We start from the raw sequence: 12,639 nt of genomic DNA, 5'->3' as shown, positions 1-12,639 counted from the left end.
AAGCCCTGAGACGAAAAGGATATGACATGACCCGCACCGTTTACGTGAATGGCGAATACCTGCCTGAAACCGAAGCCAAGGTTTCCATTTTTGACCGTGGTTTCCTGTTCGCGGATGCCGTTTACGAAGTCACCAGCGTTCTGGATGGAAAGCTGATCGATTTTGAAGGCCATGCCGTGCGCCTCAAGCGGTCTCTGGACGAGTTGGAGATGGCCGAACCTTGCACCAAGGATGAGCTGCTCGAGATTCACCGCAAGCTGGTTGAGCTGAACGGCATCGAAGAAGGGCTTGTGTACCTGCAGGTCAGCCGTGGATCGGATGGCGACCGGGATTTCGTGTTCCCGTCGGCGGACACCAAGCCCAGTCTGGTTCTGTTCACGCAGAACAAGCCGGGTCTGGCCGACAGCCCAGCGGCGAAAAAAGGTGCAAAGATCATCTCGATCGAGGATATCCGCTGGGGTCGCCGCGATATCAAGACCGTTCAGCTGCTGTACCCGTCGATGGGTAAGATGATGGCCAAGAAAGCGGGCTGCGACGATGCATGGCTGATCGAAGACGGCTATGTCACCGAAGGCACCAGCAACAACGCCTACTACGTGAAAGACGGCAAGATCGTCACCCGCCCGCTGTCGACCGACATTCTGCACGGGATCACCCGTAAGGCCGTGCTGCGCATGGCGGCTGAGGCGCAGATGGAAGTCGAAGAACGCCTGTTCACCATCGACGAAGCGAAAGAGGCGGACGAAGCCTTTACCACCTCGGCCAGTGCGTTCGTCATGCCGGTAGTTGAAATTGACGGTGTAACGCTGGGGGATGGCACACCGGGCCCGATCGCCAAACGGCTGCGTGAGATTTATTTGGACGAAAGCCGCAAGGCAGCGATCTAAAGAAAAGGCCCGCCGGATTGGCGGGCCTTTTTCGTTTTAGGGGATTAGTCTTTTTTCCCAACATTTTCTTCAAACGCGACCTTGAAGGCGGCCTGTTTTTCAGGGCTGGCGTCGGTCTGATAGTTCGCCTTCCACTCATCCATGGTCATGCCGTAGAAAATCTGACGGGCTTCGTCCTTGCCCATCTCGATGCCCTTTTCATTGGCCGCTTCCTGATACCAGCGCGACAGGCAGTTGCGGCAGAACCCGGCCAGATTCATCATGTCGATGTTCTGAACGTCCGTGCGGTCTTCCATCAGGTGCTTTTGCAACCGGCGGAACGCGGCGGCCTGAAGTTCGATTTCGGTTTGCTTGTCCATTGTCGGGCTCCCAATGCGTGTCGTTTGCCTGACCTAACAATCCGAAGGCGTCGTTACAATAAACAGGAAGGGCCAGCAGGCCCTTCCCAGCGATCGATTTCGGTTTTAAGCCAGCTTCAGGGCTAGCCACGGCATCAGGCAGAATACGATGGTCAGTATCTTGTAGTTGGCCAGATACCGGAAATAGGCCCTTTTCGCATCGCCAGGCTCCATCTGGAACATCCGGCCGTGTATCTTGGCAGCCCAGTCCTGTGAAACAACAATCAACAGAGTAGTGAACACCAGAAGGGCGAGGTTAAGGACCGTCATCCAGCCGAAGACGGTCGTCAGGAATTCCTGAGTCATGGTCGTCTCCTTTCCCTTAATATATGGGGGCTCGGGATACCCTCACAATAACGTGAGACCCGGAATCGACCTTATTTGACCTGACGTCAAAGACCGCTTTCGCCCAAAGCGTCCTGCAGGATTACGGCCAAGCGCTCCGCCCATTCACGCTGTCCGGCATTGTCCGCGATCAGATCATTACGCAGCTCGATCAAGGCGTTAGGGCGGCCATGCGCTGTGCAGTGCCGATCAATTGCGTCACCGGGCAGCACGCCAGTATAGGGCTCGTTGACGCCAACACACAGGTCTGCTTCGGCCTCAAGACGGTCGATCAACGGGCGCGAGAACCGTTCATCCGGAGTGTGCAGTACTCCGACATGCCATGGGCGTGGGTCGCGGCCACGCAGTTGGCGGGTGAAGGAATGCATCGACACGATCACCGCATGCGGCAGACCCGCCATACGTTCCAGCGCCTCGTGATAGGGGCGGTAGCACATGTTCAGACGCCGTTCACGCTCAGACGTGTCTGCGTGGCGGTTGCCGGGGATGATCGAACCGTCATACAGCTTCATCAGCAGGGTGGGGTCATCCTCACCCCGGTTGGGATCAATCACCAGACGTGAGAAATTAGCGGCAATAATTGGCGCGTTCAGGATCTCTCCCAAATGCTTTGACACCTCATACGCGCCCACGTCATAGGCGATGTGACGCTCCATATCCTCGCGCGGCAGGCCGAGGTCTCCGCCGTTGATTTCGGGAGGCACCGTGTTGGTTGCGTGGTCACATGTGATCAGCCAGCGCGAGGGGCGATCAGCGCCGTGGATAAAAAACGGGGAATACGTCATAAGCCTGTCATCTAGTTTGCCGCAGGTGTAGGGCAGTTGCTTCGGAAAGGGAATTGCGCAATAAGCAGCCTGATGCAATGTTTGCGGTAACATTTGTGCGATTCAGACAGAAGACGTGAGGAGAGAAATACCAATGCGACGCCTGAGAAATGTAAAAATCGTGGCGACGCTGGGACCGGCGTCTAATGATTATGACACCATCCGTGCGCTGCACGAGGCCGGGGCAGATGTGTTTCGTCTGAACATGAGCCACGGCAGCCATGATGAGATTCGCGAACGTCACCGGATCATCCGACAGGTGGAAAAGGATCTGGAAAGCCCGATTGCGATTCTGGCTGACCTGCAAGGGCCCAAACTGCGCGTGGGTGAGTTCGCCAATGACGCCGAAGAACTGGAAGAGGGCGCAGCCTTCCGTCTGGACCTTGACGTTGCGCCCGGGGACAGAGGCCGCGTTTGTCTGCCGCATCCCGAGATTTTTGCCGCACTTGAACCGGGCGCGCGGTTGTTGGTCAATGACGGCAAAATCCGCCTGATCGTTCAGGATTGTGGCAAGGAATTCGCCAATTGCACGGTGGAGGTCGGAGGCACGATATCGAACCGGAAAGGTGTGAACGTCCCCGATGTGGTTCTTCCGTTGGCCGCGCTGTCTGAAAAAGATCGCGATGATCTGGAGTTTGTCTGTAAATTGGGCGTTGACTGGCTGGGGTTGAGCTTTGTTCAGCGCGCCAAGGACGTCTTTGAGGCCCGCGCACTGGCTGATGGCCGGGCCTCAATCCTGTCCAAGATCGAAAAACCTGCGGCAGTTGAGGCATTTGATGAAATACTCGATGCCTCGGACGGGATCATGGTGGCGCGTGGTGACCTGGGGGTTGAATTGCCGATCTCTGCGGTGCCTCCGATCCAGAAACGTCTGGTCAGGCGGTGCCGCGCGGCAGCCAAGCCGGTGATCGTGGCCACTCAAATGTTGGAGAGTATGATCGAAAGCCCGATGCCAACGCGAGCCGAGGTTTCGGACGTCGCGACAGCGATTTATGAAGGCACTGATGCCATCATGCTCAGCGCTGAATCAGCGGCGGGGTCGTATCCGATAGAGGCCGTGCAAACCATGAACAAGGTCGCTATCGAGGTCGAGGCCGATCCGACCTACACCCAGATCATCGCCGCCTCGCGCACCGCAAAGGGCACCACAATTGCTGACGGGATCGTGGCAGCTGCGCGTGAGATTGCTGAAAAGACAGACATCAAGGCCATTTGTTGCTTTACCCAAAGCGGCACAACGGCGCTGTTGACCGCGCGGGAACGTCCCGGTGTGCCGATCATCGCCATGACGCCCGCCACCGGAACCGCACGGCGCCTGTGCCTGAGCTGGGGCTGCCATTGTGTGATGACGCCCGAGCTTGAGCGCTTTAAGGGTGCTGTTGTCAATGCCGCCCGCACTGCCCGCGCCAGTGGGTTTGCGACCGAGACCGATCAGATTGTGGTCACCGCTGGGGTGCCGTTCAACGTACCCGGAACCACTAATATCCTGCGTATTGCGCCCTGTGACGAACGTTTGATTTACAACACAGATCCGGGCTGATGAACTTGCGTCAACGTGCATGCTGCCTCATGGCAGACAGGTCACTTGTCAAGCGACAGGGCTTTTTACGATCTCCATTACAGTAAATGAGCTGGTCTGGTGAATTCCAGGCAGCTTATTTATTTTCTCACCGAGGATATCGCGGAAGTGCGTGATATCCCGCGTGCGGACTGTCAGGAGATAGTCAAACGATCCCGCCACCATTAAGCAGCTTTCAATTTCTGGAATATTGCGGACAGCGTCATTGAACCTACCAAGAGATTGCTCAGCCGTCGCGGCCAGTGAAACCTGCACAACGGTGACCAAAGCTAGCCCCATTCGCTCTTTATCGACGATGGCACAATAGCCTTTGATGTACCCGTTTTTTTCTAAGCGCTTGACCCGCTCGGAACAGGGAGTATTGGTCAGGTTGACACGTGCCGCAAGATCGACGATCGACAACCTTCCGTTGATTTCCAGCTCTTGCAGTATGCGTTGGTCTATTTTGTCCAATTCTCTATCGATCAGTAAAAATCCCTGAAATTTTAGCGCAAGACGACATTTTTCACTGAATATAGACTAAAATAATCCCCAATTCCTAGTGATTATTCCTGATACTTATCTGAAGACAGCTGCGTCAATGTGTTCCAAGTTTGGCTGTCTTGTCGAGGGCACGGGCCTCGACCCAACGAAAAAAAATTGGAGAACCGACATGACAACAAAAATTGTCATTGGACTGGACGGGACAGAGACCGGGGAGCGCGCGATCGCTTTTGCCAAGGATTTGGCAGGGCGCATCGGTTCATGCGAGTTGCTTGTGGTTTATGTGATCGAATGGTCCCCATTTACTTTTCAAACACCTGAAGAAAATGCCCTGCGCCATAAGCGGCGCGAGGAAGAGGTCGAATTGGCCTCGACACGGATCGTCACCCCTGCGGTGGAAGCTTTGAACGCGGCCGGTTTTACGGCCCATGGCATTGTACGCCATGGTGACGTGGCTGAAACTCTGAACGCGATCACAGTCGAAAACGGTGGTACCCAGATCGTCGTCGGGCGCGCCTCGGCGGATGGGTTCAAGAAACGGCTCTTTGGCAGCTCGACCCAGAATCTGGTCATGCATGCCGATGTACCGGTCACCGTTGTGAACTGAGCGGAGGGACGAGAATGAATATGCTTAAAAAACTGGGCTTTGCCACAGCGGCTGCCCTGTTCGCCAGCCCCGCTTTAGCGCAAGAGGCGCCGGGTCTGGACGACAAGATCAACCAAGCCTTTGCTGATTTCACCGGGCCGTTCGTTAGCTTTATCTTTGCCCCGTTTCCGGGCACTAGCTTCCCTTGGATCGTGGGCTGGCTGGTCGTCGCGGCCACTGTGTTCACGCTGTATTTTGCCTTTGTGCAGCTGCGGTTCTTTAGTCACGCGATCAGCCTTGTGAAAGGCGACTATTCCGATCCCAACGATGCGGGTGAGGTCAGCCACTTTCAGGCGTTGGCCACGGCGCTTTCAGGAACGGTCGGTTTGGGCAACATCGCTGGTGTGGCGGTGGCCGTCGGGATCGGCGGGCCGGGCGCCACGTTCTGGATGATCGTCGCGGGCCTGCTGGGCATGGCGTCGAAATTCACTGAGTGTACGCTGGGCGTGAAATACCGCAACGAATACGACGACGGCACCGTTTCCGGTGGCCCGATGTATTACATGTCCAAAGGGTTCAGTGAGCTGGGCTTGCCGGGCGGTAAGATACTGGCTGTTCTGTTTTCGATCTTCTGTATTCTTGGCGCGCTGGGCGGGGGCAACATGTTCCAGGCCAATCAGGCGCACCAACAGATTGCAGGCATTGTCGGGGATTATCCGGGCTGGATTACAGGCCTGGTCTTTGCCGGTATCGTGTTTGCAGTGATCGTGGGCGGCCTGAAATCCATCGCGCGCGTCACCGAAAAGGTCGTGCCGTTCATGGGTGTTATGTACGTGGCGGCAGCACTAGTGATCATCATCATGCACGCAGACCAGATCGGCTGGGCTTTCGGCCAGATCTTTGCGGGTGCCTTCACTGGCCTCGGCATCGCAGGCGGTATGGTTGGGGCGCTGATCCAGGGCTTCCGCCGTGCGGCGTTCTCGAACGAGGCGGGCGTTGGTTCTGCGGCGATTGCCCACTCGGCCGTGCGGACCAAAGAGCCCATCACCGAGGGCTTCGTGTCGCTGCTTGAGCCGTTCATTGATACGGTCGTGATCTGTACAATGACTGCATTGGTGATCATCATCACTCAGCAGCTGATCATCGACCCGGAAACCGGCCTTTACATGCTGACCGAAGATGGTTCGGCTATTGCCACCGTTGACGGTAATTCGGGTGTCAGCCTGACGTCTGCGGCGTTTGGCAGTGCGTTCAGCTGGTTCCCCTATGTTCTGGCGATCGCGGTGGTTCTGTTTGCCTTCTCGACCATGATCAGTTGGTCCTATTATGGCCTCAAGGCCTGGACTTATCTGTTCGGCGAAGGACACACCAAAGAGCTGGTGTTCAAGGTCATCTTCTGCATCTTCGTTGTCATCGGTGCGGCGGCCAACCTTGGTCCGGTCATCGACTTCTCGGATGCGGCGATCTTTGCAATGGCGGTTGTGAACGTCTTTGCGCTCTACTTCCTGATGAAAGTGGTGCGCGAAGAGCTGGCCAGCTATGCAGCCCGCCTGAAAAGCGGCGAAATCCGCAAATTCGAGCACTAAATCACTCCACCGGGGCGGCAATTGTCGCCCCGGTGCCTGACCACCCTGCGAAAAGCGTAGATTCTGGTCAAAACCCCCTTGCCAGTATGGAAGAACTTGCGTAAACGGCGCTTCTGATCGCGTGACCGGCCGAGATGGCATGCCGAGTCGCGTTTGAAACCGAACCCCGAAAGGAGACGGAAATGCCTAAGATGAAGACAAAGTCGAGCGCCAAAAAGCGCTTTAAGGTGACTGCGACCGGTAAGGTCCTTGCTGGCCAGGCCGGCAAACGTCACGGCATGATCAAGCGGACCAAGAAATTCATCCGCGACGCCCGTGGCAACACCACCCTGTCCGCCCCCGACGCCAAGATCGTCAAGGGCTACATGCCCTACGACCGCTAAGAGGAGATTAAGAGATGTCCCGCGTTAAAGGTGGAACCGTAACTCACGCCCGTCACAAGAAGGTTATCAAGGCTGCCAAAGGTTACTATGGCCGCCGCAAGAGCACCTTCAAGGTTGCCCGTCAGGCCGTCGACAAGGCCAACCAGTACGCAACCCGCGACCGTAAGAACCGCAAGCGCAACTTCCGCGCGCTGTGGATCCAGCGGATCAACGCTGCTGTGCGCTCGCATGACGAAGCACTGACATATTCCCGCTTCATCAACGGCCTGAACCTGGCCGGTATCGAAGTGGACCGCAAAGTTCTGGCCGACCTGGCCGTGCACGAACCGGAAGCGTTCGGCGCGATCGTCGCCAAAGCTCAGGCCGCTCTGACTGCCTGATCCTCTTTTAGAGAGACAGTGAATGAAGGGCCGTCCCTTTGGGGCGGCCTTTTTGCAAGCCCGCACAAGTGCGATACTTAATTGGAACACAAAACGCGCTGCTTTGAAGTTCTCCGCGCTATTTCTTTGGATAGGCAAAAAATGCGCTGCGTGAATGTCCAAATCGGTGATTGTGCCAGTTTTCGCGCAACGAAGCGTAGCTTATAATGCGAGATTGGTTTCCCGGAAGATTGGGGTCTCGAACAAAGACGACCTGTTTCGCGTCGTCAAAGCCTATCAAAACAAAGGTATGACCCGCGTCTTGATGAACATCTATCAATACTGGCAATCCCTTCTCCAAGTTTCGTTTAATCTGCTTAAGCCCAGACGCAAAACCCGAGTTAGTTTTGGGATAATCGCGTATTTTCCAATTATACCCGAGCCTTTGAAGCGCATGGTTCATGTCACGCCAATAGGTAAAGTCCGCATTTCTTCGACTTTCTGGCTTGTAACCCTCAGCTAAAGCTTTGAGTTCTCTTGGGTCAGCGGCGTTGCCAAAGTAACTCATAACCATAGCGGCAGAAGTCGGCACACAAAGATTGTGCCCCTGACGGATATGGGGAACATCCAAACGCACAAGGGACTTCGAAATCTGTGGCGGAGGAAGTTTATTGTGAGAAACCGCCCCATACTTCCAACTTATTTCCGCGCTGAGGCACGAAGCACAAAATAGATAAGCAAAAGCAATTAACAACGACGTTCTTTTCATAGCCATCTCGATTAACCATTTGTCAAAATACAACGGAGGCTAGTCTAAAAGCCGTCAATTTGGCAAATGCTGCAATGAAAGAGTCGAGGCTGTTGGGTATCGCGCAAGTGGCCGCTTTGTCTCGTATGGCACGCAATTTGGGTTTGAGCCCCAGAAGGCCAGGGCGTTCAACGATGGACCCAGATATTTGTGTTACATGGCGATATGCGGGGCAATCGCAAATAAGCATCACCTAATTGTTGCTATCCTTCTTCACCAACTGTGCCGCAAAGGCCACGCCGGTCCCCGGTCCAGCATAAGTGACCATGATCACATCATCCAGATAGACGCCATTGAAAATCCCAGCCGAGACATCGTCCCCGGAAATCCCGGCCTCGGCCAGAACAAAGCGGGTCGGATCGTCCAGGCTGAAGGTGCCCATCGCCTCTTCGACGATCCATTCCTTGTCCCCAATGCGCCGCCAGCGGTTGGTGGCGGTGATAAGGTTGCCGTCCAATTTGGTGACTTCCAACTCCATCTCGGTCTGCAGCAGGCCTTTCTCGTGGTTGGGGTTCGATTTGGCGAAGGCCACCAGATAGGTGCCATGCCATGTGCCGACGATCTGAGGGAAGCCGCTGCCGTCTTCGGCGCTGGCAGGGGCTGCAAGGGCTAGCACAAGGGCGGCGGCAATGCTGCGGAAAAGGTTGAGTATCATGGGGCGATCTCCTGCAAAGGGTGCCATCAGGCTACCCGAGTTCTGGAAATTGGCAAACCATGGTTTAGAAACAAAAAAACCGGCGCCGAAAGCGCCGGTTTTCATAAGCTTTGTGCAGCGACTTAGCCGAACACACGACCCAGCGCGCCGTCGACGGCGTCGGTGATCTGGTCGATGTCATCTGCCGTTGCGATCAGCGCGGGCGAGAAGCACAGCGTGTTGTTGCGGCTTGGGATCGAGCGGTTGGTGGCACCGATGATGACACCCTGCGCCATACAATCGGCCACAACCGCCTGAACCTTTTTCTCGTCCATCGGCTCTTTGGTCGAACGGTCCGCGACCAGTTCAGCGCCCAGGAACAGGCCTTTGCCACGGACGTCGCCGATGACTTTGTGCTTTTCCATCAGCGCCTGCAGGTTGCCCATCATGCGGTCACCCATATCGGTGCAGTTTTGCAGCAGGTTCTCGTCCTGAATGATGCGCATGTTTTCAACCGCAGCTGCCGGGCCGGCGGTGCAGCCACCAAAGGTCGAGATGTCGCGGAAATAGCTCATCGGATCAGCGGCATCGTCCTTGAACATGTCAAAGACTTCCTCGGTGGTGACCATGCAGGCAATCGCCGCATAGCCCGAGGCAACGCCTTTGGCCATGGTCACGAAGTCCGGCTTGATGCCGTATTGCTGATAGCCGAACCAAGTGCCCGTACGACCGACGCCGCAGACCACTTCGTCGATATGCAGCAGCACGTCGTACTTCTTGCAGATTTCCTGCACGCGCTGCCAATAGCCTTCGGGCGCTTCGATCACGCCGCCGCCTGCGGTTACCGGCTCAAGACACAGTGCGCCAACGGTGTCGGGACCTTCGCGCAGGATGACCTCTTCGATCTGATCTGCGGCCCAGACGCCAAAGTTTTCTTCGGGCGCGCCGTCCAGCTCGTGCTTGCGGTACTCCATGCAGTGGGGCACGCGCACGAAATCGGGCGCGAAGGGGCCGTACTGGGCGTTGCGCTCGTCCTGACCGCCTGCCGACATGGTCGCCAGGGTCGAGCCGTGATAGTCACGGTCGCGGTACAGGATTTTGGTCTTTTTGCCGCCATAGCGCTTATGCGCGATCTGACGGACCATCTTGAAGGCCTTCTCGTTCGCCTCAGAGCCCGAGTTGGTGTAGTACACCCGGCTCATGCCCGGCATTTTGTCGATCAGCATTTCGGCAAAAATCGAACCGGGGATCGAACCTGCGGTATTGGCGAAATAGCACAGCTTCATCAGCTGTTCGTAGACCGCCTTACAGATTGATTCGCGGCCATAGCCAACGTTGACGGTCCAAACACCACCGGACACGGCGTCCAGATGCTCTTTGCCCTTTTGATCCCAAACGCGCATGCCCTTGCCTTCGACAATGATGCGTGGGTCATTGGTTTCAAAGGGTTTATGCTGGATCAGGTGATGCCAGATGTGGGCGCGGTCGGCTTCGACTACGCGGGAAAGATCGTTTTCGTTGAACGTGCCGTCCATGACATGTCCTTTCAATAAAGCTCGTTGCACGGATTGCAGGTGCTATCCCGAACCGGCAGATGTTTTCGATGGCTCAGATCACCTTGAATGGCCTGTCGGAGATAGGGCCAGATTGCACCATCCCGTATTGCCAGTCCATTCCTGAGACGTATTTTTACGGGTTTGTCAGGGGCTCAACTTTGTGCTCAATTCGCGCAAATCGCGATTGGGAGGATCAGCGGATGGGAGCCACACAAATTTACGAGCGTCATCTGGACAAATGCCGAGCCAACTACGTGCCGTTGTCCCCGTTGAGCTTTCTCGAGCGCACAGCGCAGGTTTACCCTGATTACCCCTCGGTTGTGTATGGTGACCGCCGGTATAGCTGGGCCGAGACCTATGCCCGATGCCGCCGTCTGGCGGGCGCATTGGTCTCACGTGGAATAGGGCAAGGCGACACTGTGTCGATCATCGCCGCCAATATCCCTGAAATGTACGAGGCACATTTTGGCGTGCCCATGGCCGGTGCCGTATTGAACGCGATCAACACGCGGTTGGATGTGGCGATCATTGCCTTCATCCTGAACCACGCAGAAGCCAAGGTGCTGCTGGTCGATCCCGAATTTTCGGGTGTGGTGAAAGAGGCGCTGAAACAGGTCGACCACGACCTGCTGGTCATTGATATCGAAGACGCCAGTTTTGAGGGCGGGGAAAAGTTGGGCGAACTGACTTATGACGCCTTGCTGGCCGAAGGTGATCCGGAGTTTGACTGGTCTTTGCCCAAGGATGAATGGGACGCTATCACGCTGAATTACACGTCCGGGACAACGGGCAATCCAAAAGGCGTGGTTTATCACCATCGGGGCGCGGCGCTGAACGCACAGTCGGACTTGTTGGATTGGGATATGCCGAAACACGCGGTCTATCTGTGGACCTTGCCGATGTTCCATTGCAATGGCTGGTGTTTTCCATGGGCGATGGCGGCCAATGCGGGCGTTTCGGTCTGTCTGCGCGCGGTGCGTGCCGAACCGATCTATGTAGCCTTCAGAGATGAGAAGGTCACACATTTCTGCGGCGCGCCAATTGTGCTGAATATGCTGGCCCATGCACCGGATGAGTTGAAGGACTTTGATCATCAGATCAAGGTGATGACAGCGGGCGCCCCGCCACCCGCCGCTGTGATCGAGGCGATGGAGGCCATGGGGGTCGAGGTGACCCATGTATATGGTCTGACCGAGACCTATGGCCCGTCGGTGGTCTGCGCCTGGAAAGACGAATGGAACACCAAGGATGCACAGGAACGCGCGGCGCTGAAGGTGCGGCAAGGGGTGCGCTATTCGGCCCTGTCGGGCCTGATGGTGGCCGACCCTGAAACGCTAGAACCTGTACCTGCCGATGGCGAAACCATGGGTGAGATTTTCATGCAGGGCAACGTGGTGATGAAGGGCTATCTGAAAAATCCCGAGGCAACGGACAAAGCCTTTAACGGCGGTTGGTTTGCTTCGGGCGATCTGGGGGTGATGTATCCCGACGGCTATATCGCGCTTAAGGATCGGTCCAAGGACATCATCATTTCAGGGGGCGAGAATATCTCGTCGGTCGAGGTCGAAGGCATCCTGTACAAACACCCAGCAGTGATGGAGGCCGCAGTTGTGGCGCGACCGGACGAAAAATGGGGTGAAACCCCATGTGCCTTTGTCGAGCTAAAGCCTGACGCCACCGCGACCGAGGCGGAGTTGATCGCATTCTGCCGGGATAACATGGCCCATTTCAAAGCGCCTAAGACAGTGGTGTTCGGAACCTTGCCCAAAACCTCAACTGGGAAGGTTCAGAAGTTTGTGCTGAGGGATCAGGCGCGTAAGCTGACCTAAGCGCCCATCTTGTCAAAGATCGAAAGGTTCAGCTCAAGCATCTCACCCATCCAGATGGCCCGGTCCCGATGATCCTCAAGGTGCTGTCCGGTTTCGGGGTGGATGAAGATGGTCAGGCCCTGCCGGTTCAGCATCAGCCAGGGAATGACCTGATCGAACGCGTCCGGTGCAAAGGCCAACTGGCAGCTCCAGCGTGGGTGAGGGCCGACATTGCGTTCATGCACGCGACCCATATCAATAGAAAACAGCCGTGCCGCTTCTTCGCAAGCCCGTCGTGCGACATCCACTGTGTCCGCGTCAAAATAGACATGTGCGTGATAGCCGGTGATCTCGGGCATGGTGACCTCATCCATCTGTTTCACAGAAAACCTAGGCCGAACTT

Annotated in this window: 15 protein-coding genes; 7 read left to right on the top strand and 8 right to left on the bottom strand. The window is 56.2% G+C overall.

From position 1 onward, the window contains the following. The first annotated feature begins 26 nt into the window (after positions 1–26). Entirely contained in the window at positions 27–887 is an 861-nt protein-coding gene (locus tag ACR3EP_RS10425; protein ID WP_170411451.1) for a D-amino-acid transaminase, read from the top strand. A 44-nt stretch (positions 888–931) separates the two neighbouring features. Here the strand turns inward: ACR3EP_RS10425 and ACR3EP_RS10420 are convergent, their stop codons facing one another. The 3 genes from ACR3EP_RS10420 to ACR3EP_RS10410 form a co-directional block, all read right to left on the bottom strand. Beyond that, complete coding sequence (locus ACR3EP_RS10420) at positions 932–1,246, bottom strand: DUF1244 domain-containing protein (RefSeq protein WP_170377405.1); 315 nt, start codon at positions 1,244–1,246, stop codon at positions 932–934. A 105-nt stretch (positions 1,247–1,351) separates the two neighbouring features. Continuing rightward, on the bottom strand, positions 1,352–1,591 hold the full coding sequence (locus ACR3EP_RS10415) for a DUF6868 family protein (protein WP_480637644.1): 240 nt from the start codon (positions 1,589–1,591) through the stop codon (positions 1,352–1,354). An 86-nt stretch (positions 1,592–1,677) separates the two neighbouring features. Continuing rightward, on the bottom strand, positions 1,678–2,415 hold the full coding sequence (locus ACR3EP_RS10410) for an N-formylglutamate amidohydrolase (protein WP_480637643.1): 738 nt from the start codon (positions 2,413–2,415) through the stop codon (positions 1,678–1,680). 133 nt (positions 2,416–2,548) lie between these two features. Between ACR3EP_RS10410 and pyk the strand changes: the two genes are divergently transcribed. Beyond that, the gene (gene pyk, locus ACR3EP_RS10405) at positions 2,549–3,994 is read left to right on the top strand and encodes a pyruvate kinase (protein ID WP_480637642.1); all 1,446 of its coding nucleotides are present in this window, start codon (positions 2,549–2,551) and stop codon (positions 3,992–3,994) included. 48 nt (positions 3,995–4,042) lie between these two features. Here pyk and ACR3EP_RS10400 read toward each other — a convergent pair whose 3' ends face one another. After that, the gene (locus ACR3EP_RS10400; RefSeq protein ID WP_174818870.1) at positions 4,043–4,486 is read right to left on the bottom strand and encodes an Lrp/AsnC family transcriptional regulator; all 444 of its coding nucleotides are present in this window, start codon (positions 4,484–4,486) and stop codon (positions 4,043–4,045) included. A 199-nt stretch (positions 4,487–4,685) separates the two neighbouring features. Here ACR3EP_RS10400 and ACR3EP_RS10395 point away from each other — a divergent pair, with 199 nt between their 5' ends. The 4 genes from ACR3EP_RS10395 (at position 4,686) to rplT (ending at position 7,451) form a co-directional block, all read left to right on the top strand. Next, positions 4,686–5,123, top strand: a complete 438-nt coding sequence (locus ACR3EP_RS10395) for a universal stress protein (RefSeq protein WP_170359925.1) — start codon at positions 4,686–4,688, stop codon at positions 5,121–5,123. Between the two features lie 14 nt (positions 5,124–5,137). After that, positions 5,138–6,688 carry an alanine/glycine:cation symporter family protein gene (locus ACR3EP_RS10390; RefSeq protein ID WP_170350296.1) on the top strand — a complete coding sequence of 517 codons (1,551 nt, stop codon included), beginning with the start codon at positions 5,138–5,140 and terminating at the stop codon, positions 6,686–6,688. 182 nt (positions 6,689–6,870) lie between these two features. Further along, positions 6,871–7,071 carry a 50S ribosomal protein L35 gene (rpmI, locus tag ACR3EP_RS10385; protein ID WP_010443552.1) on the top strand — a complete coding sequence of 67 codons (201 nt, stop codon included), beginning with the start codon at positions 6,871–6,873 and terminating at the stop codon, positions 7,069–7,071. Positions 7,072–7,085: 14 nt separating this feature from the next. Further along, on the top strand, positions 7,086–7,451 hold the full coding sequence (gene rplT / locus ACR3EP_RS10380) for a 50S ribosomal protein L20 (RefSeq protein ID WP_152457001.1): 366 nt from the start codon (positions 7,086–7,088) through the stop codon (positions 7,449–7,451). A gap of 118 nt (positions 7,452–7,569) precedes the next feature. Here the strand turns inward: rplT and ACR3EP_RS10375 are convergent, their stop codons facing one another. The 3 genes from ACR3EP_RS10375 to ACR3EP_RS10365 all read right to left on the bottom strand — a co-directional run bounded on the left by ACR3EP_RS10375 (position 7,570) and on the right by ACR3EP_RS10365 (position 10,407). Next, positions 7,570–8,199, bottom strand: coding sequence for a C39 family peptidase (locus tag ACR3EP_RS10375; protein WP_480637639.1), 630 nt, complete (start codon positions 8,197–8,199; stop codon positions 7,570–7,572). A gap of 232 nt (positions 8,200–8,431) precedes the next feature. Continuing rightward, on the bottom strand, positions 8,432–8,893 hold the full coding sequence (locus ACR3EP_RS10370; protein WP_480637637.1) for a hypothetical protein: 462 nt from the start codon (positions 8,891–8,893) through the stop codon (positions 8,432–8,434). A 122-nt stretch (positions 8,894–9,015) separates the two neighbouring features. After that, positions 9,016–10,407 (bottom strand): aminotransferase family protein, encoded by a 1,392-nt coding sequence (locus ACR3EP_RS10365; RefSeq protein ID WP_170398558.1) that lies wholly within the window; start codon positions 10,405–10,407, stop codon positions 9,016–9,018. A gap of 221 nt (positions 10,408–10,628) precedes the next feature. On the opposite strand from ACR3EP_RS10365, the gene ACR3EP_RS10360 reads away from it, so the two are divergent. Beyond that, positions 10,629–12,257, top strand: coding sequence for an acyl-CoA synthetase (locus ACR3EP_RS10360; protein WP_480637636.1), 1,629 nt, complete (start codon positions 10,629–10,631; stop codon positions 12,255–12,257). Here ACR3EP_RS10360 and ACR3EP_RS10355 read toward each other — a convergent pair. Further along, positions 12,254–12,595, bottom strand: a complete 342-nt coding sequence (locus ACR3EP_RS10355; protein ID WP_480637634.1) for a DOPA 4,5-dioxygenase family protein — start codon at positions 12,593–12,595, stop codon at positions 12,254–12,256. The genes ACR3EP_RS10360 and ACR3EP_RS10355 overlap by 4 nt on opposite strands. Positions 12,596–12,639: the final 44 nt, after the last annotated feature.

Source organism: Ruegeria sp. BB10, assembly GCF_056535725.1.
Note: the sequence above shows the minus strand (reverse complement) of the source record. Positions and strands in the feature narration are given on the sequence as shown.

What these genes read in the sequence shown, in the direction of transcription:
- ACR3EP_RS10425 (WP_170411451.1), top strand. Translation starts at nt 27, where the DNA reads ATGACCCGCACCGTTTACGTGAATGGCGAATACCTGCCTGAAACCGAA.
- ACR3EP_RS10420 (WP_170377405.1), bottom strand. Translation starts at nt 1,246, where the DNA reads ATGGACAAGCAAACCGAAATCGAACTTCAGGCCGCCGCGTTCCGCCGG.
- ACR3EP_RS10415 (WP_480637644.1), bottom strand. Translation starts at nt 1,591, where the DNA reads ATGACTCAGGAATTCCTGACGACCGTCTTCGGCTGGATGACGGTCCTT.
- ACR3EP_RS10410 (WP_480637643.1), bottom strand. Translation starts at nt 2,415, where the DNA reads ATGACGTATTCCCCGTTTTTTATCCACGGCGCTGATCGCCCCTCGCGC.
- pyk (WP_480637642.1), top strand. Translation starts at nt 2,549, where the DNA reads ATGCGACGCCTGAGAAATGTAAAAATCGTGGCGACGCTGGGACCGGCG.
- ACR3EP_RS10395 (WP_170359925.1), top strand. Translation starts at nt 4,686, where the DNA reads ATGACAACAAAAATTGTCATTGGACTGGACGGGACAGAGACCGGGGAG.
- ACR3EP_RS10390 (WP_170350296.1), top strand. Translation starts at nt 5,138, where the DNA reads ATGAATATGCTTAAAAAACTGGGCTTTGCCACAGCGGCTGCCCTGTTC.
- rpmI (WP_010443552.1), top strand. Translation starts at nt 6,871, where the DNA reads ATGCCTAAGATGAAGACAAAGTCGAGCGCCAAAAAGCGCTTTAAGGTG.
- rplT (WP_152457001.1), top strand. Translation starts at nt 7,086, where the DNA reads ATGTCCCGCGTTAAAGGTGGAACCGTAACTCACGCCCGTCACAAGAAG.
- ACR3EP_RS10375 (WP_480637639.1), bottom strand. Translation starts at nt 8,199, where the DNA reads ATGAAAAGAACGTCGTTGTTAATTGCTTTTGCTTATCTATTTTGTGCT.
- ACR3EP_RS10370 (WP_480637637.1), bottom strand. Translation starts at nt 8,893, where the DNA reads ATGATACTCAACCTTTTCCGCAGCATTGCCGCCGCCCTTGTGCTAGCC.
- ACR3EP_RS10365 (WP_170398558.1), bottom strand. Translation starts at nt 10,407, where the DNA reads ATGGACGGCACGTTCAACGAAAACGATCTTTCCCGCGTAGTCGAAGCC.
- ACR3EP_RS10360 (WP_480637636.1), top strand. Translation starts at nt 10,629, where the DNA reads ATGGGAGCCACACAAATTTACGAGCGTCATCTGGACAAATGCCGAGCC.
- ACR3EP_RS10355 (WP_480637634.1), bottom strand. Translation starts at nt 12,595, where the DNA reads ATGCCCGAGATCACCGGCTATCACGCACATGTCTATTTTGACGCGGAC.